We start from the raw sequence: 5,049 nt of genomic DNA, 5'->3' as shown, positions 1-5,049 counted from the left end.
AATCCACCGGACCGGCGCCACCGCCGCGTCCTCGCGGGTGAAACTTAACGATCATCGTCTGTCCCCTTTTCCAGCACGGCGTGCCGCAGCCGCTCGAGTCCGGCATCGATGGCCATCAGCGCGGCGACAATCTGCACGCGATCATGCCCGGTACCCCCACCGGCATTAACCTGGCGGGCAATCTGGTTGAGGTTGTTACCCATACCGGCGAGCTGCCGAAGCAGCACCGGCGAGATCGACGGAAGTTTGCCGGCGCGAGCCGGCTTCTCGTCCAGGCACGTCTGGCGCATCCAGGCCGCGAGTTGCTTACTGTCGCAGCGCTCGAGCAGACGCCGGTGCTCATCTTCCGTTACCCACATGGTGAGCATTTTGCTGCGTTTGTCTGTCAATCCGGCCTCCTGATAACGCCGGGACGGGCGGGAAATTCTTTCCCGGACGGCGCGGTGTTGGACAAGCCGCAGGCGCGTCAGTGGTTTTAGCGGGTTTCGGGGCGCAGCCCTGAACCAGTGACGTAGCGCTAGCGGAGTGTATACTGGCTTAATATGATAAATCGAAGTGGGAATTCAGGAAAGTGCTTCATGTGGCAGGGGAAAAATGCGGATGCCGGGCGTAAGTGCAAAATGCAGTTGGCAGTGAAATGACGCCTCCTCGCTCACTCGGTCGCTGCGCTCCGGCCGTGAGACTGTGGCGGGCGTTACCTGCTCACGAATGGCGAGAGAAAGAAATAGCGCTCACGTCAGGAAGGGCCGGAAAAAGGATGCGGCGTTGCCGTTTTTCCATAGGCTCCGCCCCCCTGACAAGCATCACGAAATCTGACGCTCAAATCAGTGGCGGCGAAACCCGACAGGACTATAAAGATCCCAGGCGTTTCCCCCTGGTAGCTCCCTCGTGCGCTCTCCTGTTCCTGCCTTTCGGTTTACCGGTGTCATTCCGCTGTTATGGCCGCGTTTTCTCATTCCACGCCTGACACTCAGTTCCGGGTAGGCAGTTCGCTCCAAGCTGGACTGTATGCACGAACCCCCCGTTCAGTCCGACCGCTGCGCCTTATCCGGTAACTATCGTCTTGAGTCCAACCCGGAAAGACACACAAAAGCGCCACTGGCAGCAGCCAATAGTAAGAGGGTGTACAAGAGATTACTGATGCAGAGTTCTTGAAGTCTCAGCCCAACTACGGCTAAACTGAAAGGACAGAATTTGGTTTCAGCGGTCTTGTACACCCTGTTACCACGGTTCAGAAGTTCCCCAACTTACTGAACCCTCGAAAAAACCGCCTCCCCAGGCGGTTTTTTCGTTTCAGACGTGGATATTACGTCGCATCTTACTCTTTGGTCAACAACCATCAGCAAGACTGGACCTCCAAAACAAAAGGAGGTAATATCCTGATAACGAAAAACGAACGCGGCCAATAAAATGCTGATGAAACATGAATTTAAAGAAAAAAAACAGACGATAGAACTAATCAATGATGATTGTTTAATCGCATTGAAGAGACTTTCAAGCGATTCCATAGATCTGATCGTTACATCACCACCTTATGCAGACCAACGGAAAAACACCTATGGTGGGATAAGTGCAGACAAATATGTAGAGTGGTTCACCCCAATAGCAAATGAGCTACTCAGAGTGACAAAATCATCTGGATCATTTGTTCTCAATATAAAAGAAAGGGCAATTAATGGAGAGCGCCATACATATGTAATAGAACTAATTTTAATGATGAGAAAATTAGGATGGTTATGGACAGAAGAATACATATGGCACAAAAAAAACAGTTACCCAGGAAAGTGGCCAAACCGCTTTAGAGACTCTTGGGAAAGATGCATCCATTTTACGAAAAGCAAAAAATTCAATATGTACCAAGAGGAAGTAATGGTTCCTATGGGCGACTGGAAAAACTCCCGCCTTAAAAACATAAGTGATACAGATAAAAAAAGGGATGAATCAAAAGTTGGAAGCGGTTTCGGTAAAAAAATAGAGAACTGGGTCACTAGAGATCTAGCATACCCAACCAACGTGCTACACATGGCTACAGAATGTGGTAATCGCAGTCACAGCGCAGCTTTCCCCGAAAGCTTGCCAGAATGGTTCATCAAACTTTTCACTACTGAAGGCGATACCGTTCTAGATCCATTTTCCGGCTCTGGAACCACATTGAAAGTTGCTAAAGCAATGAAAAGAAACGCTGTAGGCATTGAAATACTAGATGAATATTGCGAGATAACGGCAAACCGAGTAGGTTTACAAAAAATAAACGCTAAAAATTACCGGTACACAGATGATTGAATCACGGATTGTTTCAGAGTTTATAGAATCTTGCATTGATGAAGAGTTTCATGAAAAAAAACAAGATAAGATAAGAAAAATAAAATTATCAGACATTACAAAAAGAAAAAATCCATATTTATTTAAGGCTAAAGGACTAACGTCTGCAAGTGATCTAATAAAATCAATCATGGATGCAACAGTCTCATCTGGAGAGGAGACTATTTTTGGTAACTTTATGGAGAAAGTTGCCATATTCACATGTTCGCAAGCATTTGGTGGAAGAAAATCCAGTGCCGTAGGCATAGATCTTGAATTTGAAAGTGAAAGAACAAAATACCTAATTAGCATCAAGTCTGGCCCAAATTGGGGAAACTCATCACAAATAAAGAAAATGAAGGATAACTTCATCAAAGCCAAAAAGGTACTAGGCACATCTGGTGGAATCAATTCAAAATCAATAAGTTGCATTGAAGGGTGTTGCTATGGATATGATGCAAATCCGGAAAAGGGAACCCACATAAAATTGTGCGGTCAAGACTTCTGGACATTTATATCTAACGGAAATGCAGAATTATACAGCGATATAATTGAACCTATTGGAAAACTGGCTGATGAAAAAAATAAAGACCTTATAGAGTTAACAAACGCAAAACTAAATCTTTTTACAGCTGAGTTTATATCAGAGTATTGCAACAGTGATGGCTCAATAAATTGGGCACTATTTGTAGCTAGAAACTCAGGATCAAAATCAAACTACCATAGTAACTAACAGAAGGGTATAAAGGGGTGATACCTCAATAAAAACAAGGACACTCCATGTCAACATGCATCATTAATGGATGCCGGAATCACGCATCTAACAACTTTGGTGTAAGGCTTCGTAGAGAAGATACCAGTGCAATCTGGGCACCTAATACTGAAGCTTACATTTGTGATTTCCATGCTAGTTCAGGCTTCAATATCACAGTGCAGCTACACACACGAACCGATAAAAATATCGTCACAAATGTAAATGCTAATGGTGGCGGTTTCGCACAAAGACAGACTCTAATAACGAACACTCCTTAGCAAAAAACCGCCCTTCTGGGCGGTTTTTTTTTTCGATAGTAAAATCTGCATTTACCATAACATCTCTTGGCCGCACCGCCCCTGACGGGTTCGGCGCGAATACGGTGTCTGCCGGGTAAAACCGGCAGCAAAGCCCCCGGAAAACTGCGCCGCCTGCGCCTGATAAATTTCACCCGAATGCATAGCCATGCAGCCGGGTGAATGGCACCGGTTTTCGGCGCAGATCTCCGCCGAAAGCCCCGTTTTATCCGGTTTGTTACAACGACGGTCCGTTGTACGTCCGCTGTCGCTGCGATCTCTCCAGCTCCAGCGTTTTCTGATGCTGCGCAGCCCGCTCCTGCTCCCGGTACGCCTCGATGCCGTTCAGCCTTGCGACAACCGGCGCAGCTGCTCGCTCAAACTCTGCACCTGCCTGCTCAAGCCCGTGACGCGCTCGCTCAGCGCCGCGTTCTCCCGTTGCATAAGACCAGACATCGTCCGCCATTCCGCGAAGGCGTTCTCCCATTCGTCCAGCCTTTTCGAGTAGTCCTGCTGTAGCTGCTCTAATGCGCTCAGCAACTGTTTTTCCAGCTCCGTCATGCTGCTCTACTCCCGTACCAGTCTGATGCCGATCTTCGTGCCGTTGTCGAACGTCCAGTTCGTATCCGCTTTCACGCCCTCCGGCAGGACCAGAAAGCGCCCCTGGTTGTCTTCCTGATACCTCACGCCCCACGTCCGGGCGTTCAGCTTCTCCAGCGCGTCTTTCTGCTCCCGGATGCTCGTGTAGTTGTCGAGTATCTGCTGCCCCTGCCACCACAGAATGCCAGCGCTCGATGCGATCAGCAGCGCGGAGACCAGGACGATGGTCAGCCACGTCTGGCTGACCATGCGCAGCATCCCTTTCGTGCGCTGGCTCATGGCTGAGGAAAGCTTCCGGTCGTGGTCGAGGATGGCGGCGCTGATTCTCTTCTCGCTTTCGCTCAGTTCCGCTCTGACAGACTTCTCGTGCTCGCTGAATGCGGCTTTCAGCATCTCGCCGGTACTCTGCTGCTGCGCTTTCGATTTCTGCTCGAAGTCCTTCGCCAGCGTTAAAAGACTGTTCATAGATGGCTCCCTTCAGTCGGATGTTTCGCCCCCCGTCCGGGTCGGCAATGCTGATGCTGCTTTTCGTGGTGCGCACCACCTCAAAACCCGCGCTTTCCAGCGCCTCAGTGACGTCCTGCCGGGTTTTCAGCTCCACGGACGAGGCTAAGGCCAGTAACCCCCGTGTAATCGTCTGAGCGGCGTCCAGTTTCGCCTTCGGCAGCGCGGACGGCGAGACCAGCGCCCGCCGGTTTTCCGGCGCGTTCGGGTCGTGCAGCCCCAGCCTGCCGTTCACTATGGTCTGCCAGGCATCAATGCGCGGACGATCGGCGCGGTCATAATACGGCTGTAGCCGTTTGCCTGTGAGCAGCTCCGTGTTCGGGATCAGGAAGTTCAGCTCCAGCCGCCCCTTGTCCTGGTGCTCAACCCACAGCACGCTGTACTGGTCTTTATCGAGTCCGGGCATCAGAACCCGCTCAAAGCTCGCCATCAGCTTTTCGCGCTGGCCGGGCGGTAAATCCTTTTCGGCAAAGGACAAAACGCCGGATGTGTACTTTTTGGCGTAGGGCGAGGCGTCGATAAGCTCCCGAACTTCCTCCGGCTTCCCCTGCAGAACGCTGGCGCCATCGCGCTGCCGGTCTTTCCCCAGCAGAT

General features: G+C 50.4%; 6 protein-coding genes and 1 pseudogene. 3 read left to right on the top strand and 4 right to left on the bottom strand.

The features are described 5' to 3' along the window. Positions 1 to 44: 44 nt before the first annotated feature. Entirely contained in the window at positions 45 to 368 is a 324-nt protein-coding gene (locus M988_RS22115) for a MobC family plasmid mobilization relaxosome protein (RefSeq protein ID WP_211271696.1), read from the bottom strand. A gap of 640 nt (positions 369 to 1,008) precedes the next feature. Here M988_RS22115 and M988_RS23215 point away from each other — a divergent pair. The 3 genes from M988_RS23215 to M988_RS22105 all read left to right on the top strand — a co-directional run bounded on the left by M988_RS23215 (position 1,009) and on the right by M988_RS22105 (position 3,034). Further along, positions 1,009 to 1,155 carry a replication initiation protein gene (locus tag M988_RS23215; RefSeq protein WP_074388478.1) on the top strand — a complete coding sequence of 49 codons (147 nt, stop codon included), beginning with the start codon at positions 1,009 to 1,011 and terminating at the stop codon, positions 1,153 to 1,155. A 261-nt stretch (positions 1,156 to 1,416) separates the two neighbouring features. Beyond that, a complete protein-coding gene (locus tag M988_RS22110) occupies positions 1,417 to 2,283 on the top strand; it encodes a DNA-methyltransferase (protein ID WP_064576146.1) in 867 nt (288 codons plus the stop codon). Next, positions 2,276 to 3,034, top strand: a complete 759-nt coding sequence (locus M988_RS22105; RefSeq protein ID WP_064576135.1) for a PmeII family type II restriction endonuclease — start codon at positions 2,276 to 2,278, stop codon at positions 3,032 to 3,034. The genes M988_RS22110 and M988_RS22105 overlap by 8 nt, the downstream gene beginning before the upstream one ends. Positions 3,035 to 3,696: 662 nt before the next feature. Here M988_RS22105 and M988_RS22945 read toward each other — a convergent pair. The 3 genes and pseudogenes from M988_RS22945 to M988_RS23405 form a co-directional block, all read right to left on the bottom strand. Then, the gene (locus M988_RS22945; RefSeq protein ID WP_000137421.1) at positions 3,697 to 3,912 is read right to left on the bottom strand and encodes an MbeD family mobilization/exclusion protein; all 216 of its coding nucleotides are present in this window, start codon (positions 3,910 to 3,912) and stop codon (positions 3,697 to 3,699) included. Positions 3,913 to 3,918: 6 nt separating this feature from the next. Then, positions 3,919 to 4,416 carry an MbeB family mobilization protein gene (locus M988_RS22940; protein ID WP_156518208.1) on the bottom strand — a complete coding sequence of 166 codons (498 nt, stop codon included), beginning with the start codon at positions 4,414 to 4,416 and terminating at the stop codon, positions 3,919 to 3,921. A gap of 370 nt (positions 4,417 to 4,786) precedes the next feature. Beyond that, positions 4,787 to 4,933 (bottom strand): annotated as a pseudogene (locus tag M988_RS23405) (hypothetical protein); the annotation flags it as partial. Between the last annotated feature and the right edge of the window lie 116 nt (positions 4,934 to 5,049).

Source organism: Hafnia paralvei ATCC 29927, assembly GCF_001655005.1.
GTDB classification, from domain to species: Bacteria; Pseudomonadota; Gammaproteobacteria; order Enterobacterales; family Enterobacteriaceae; genus Hafnia; species Hafnia paralvei.
Note: the sequence above shows the minus strand (reverse complement) of the source record. Positions and strands in the feature narration are given on the sequence as shown.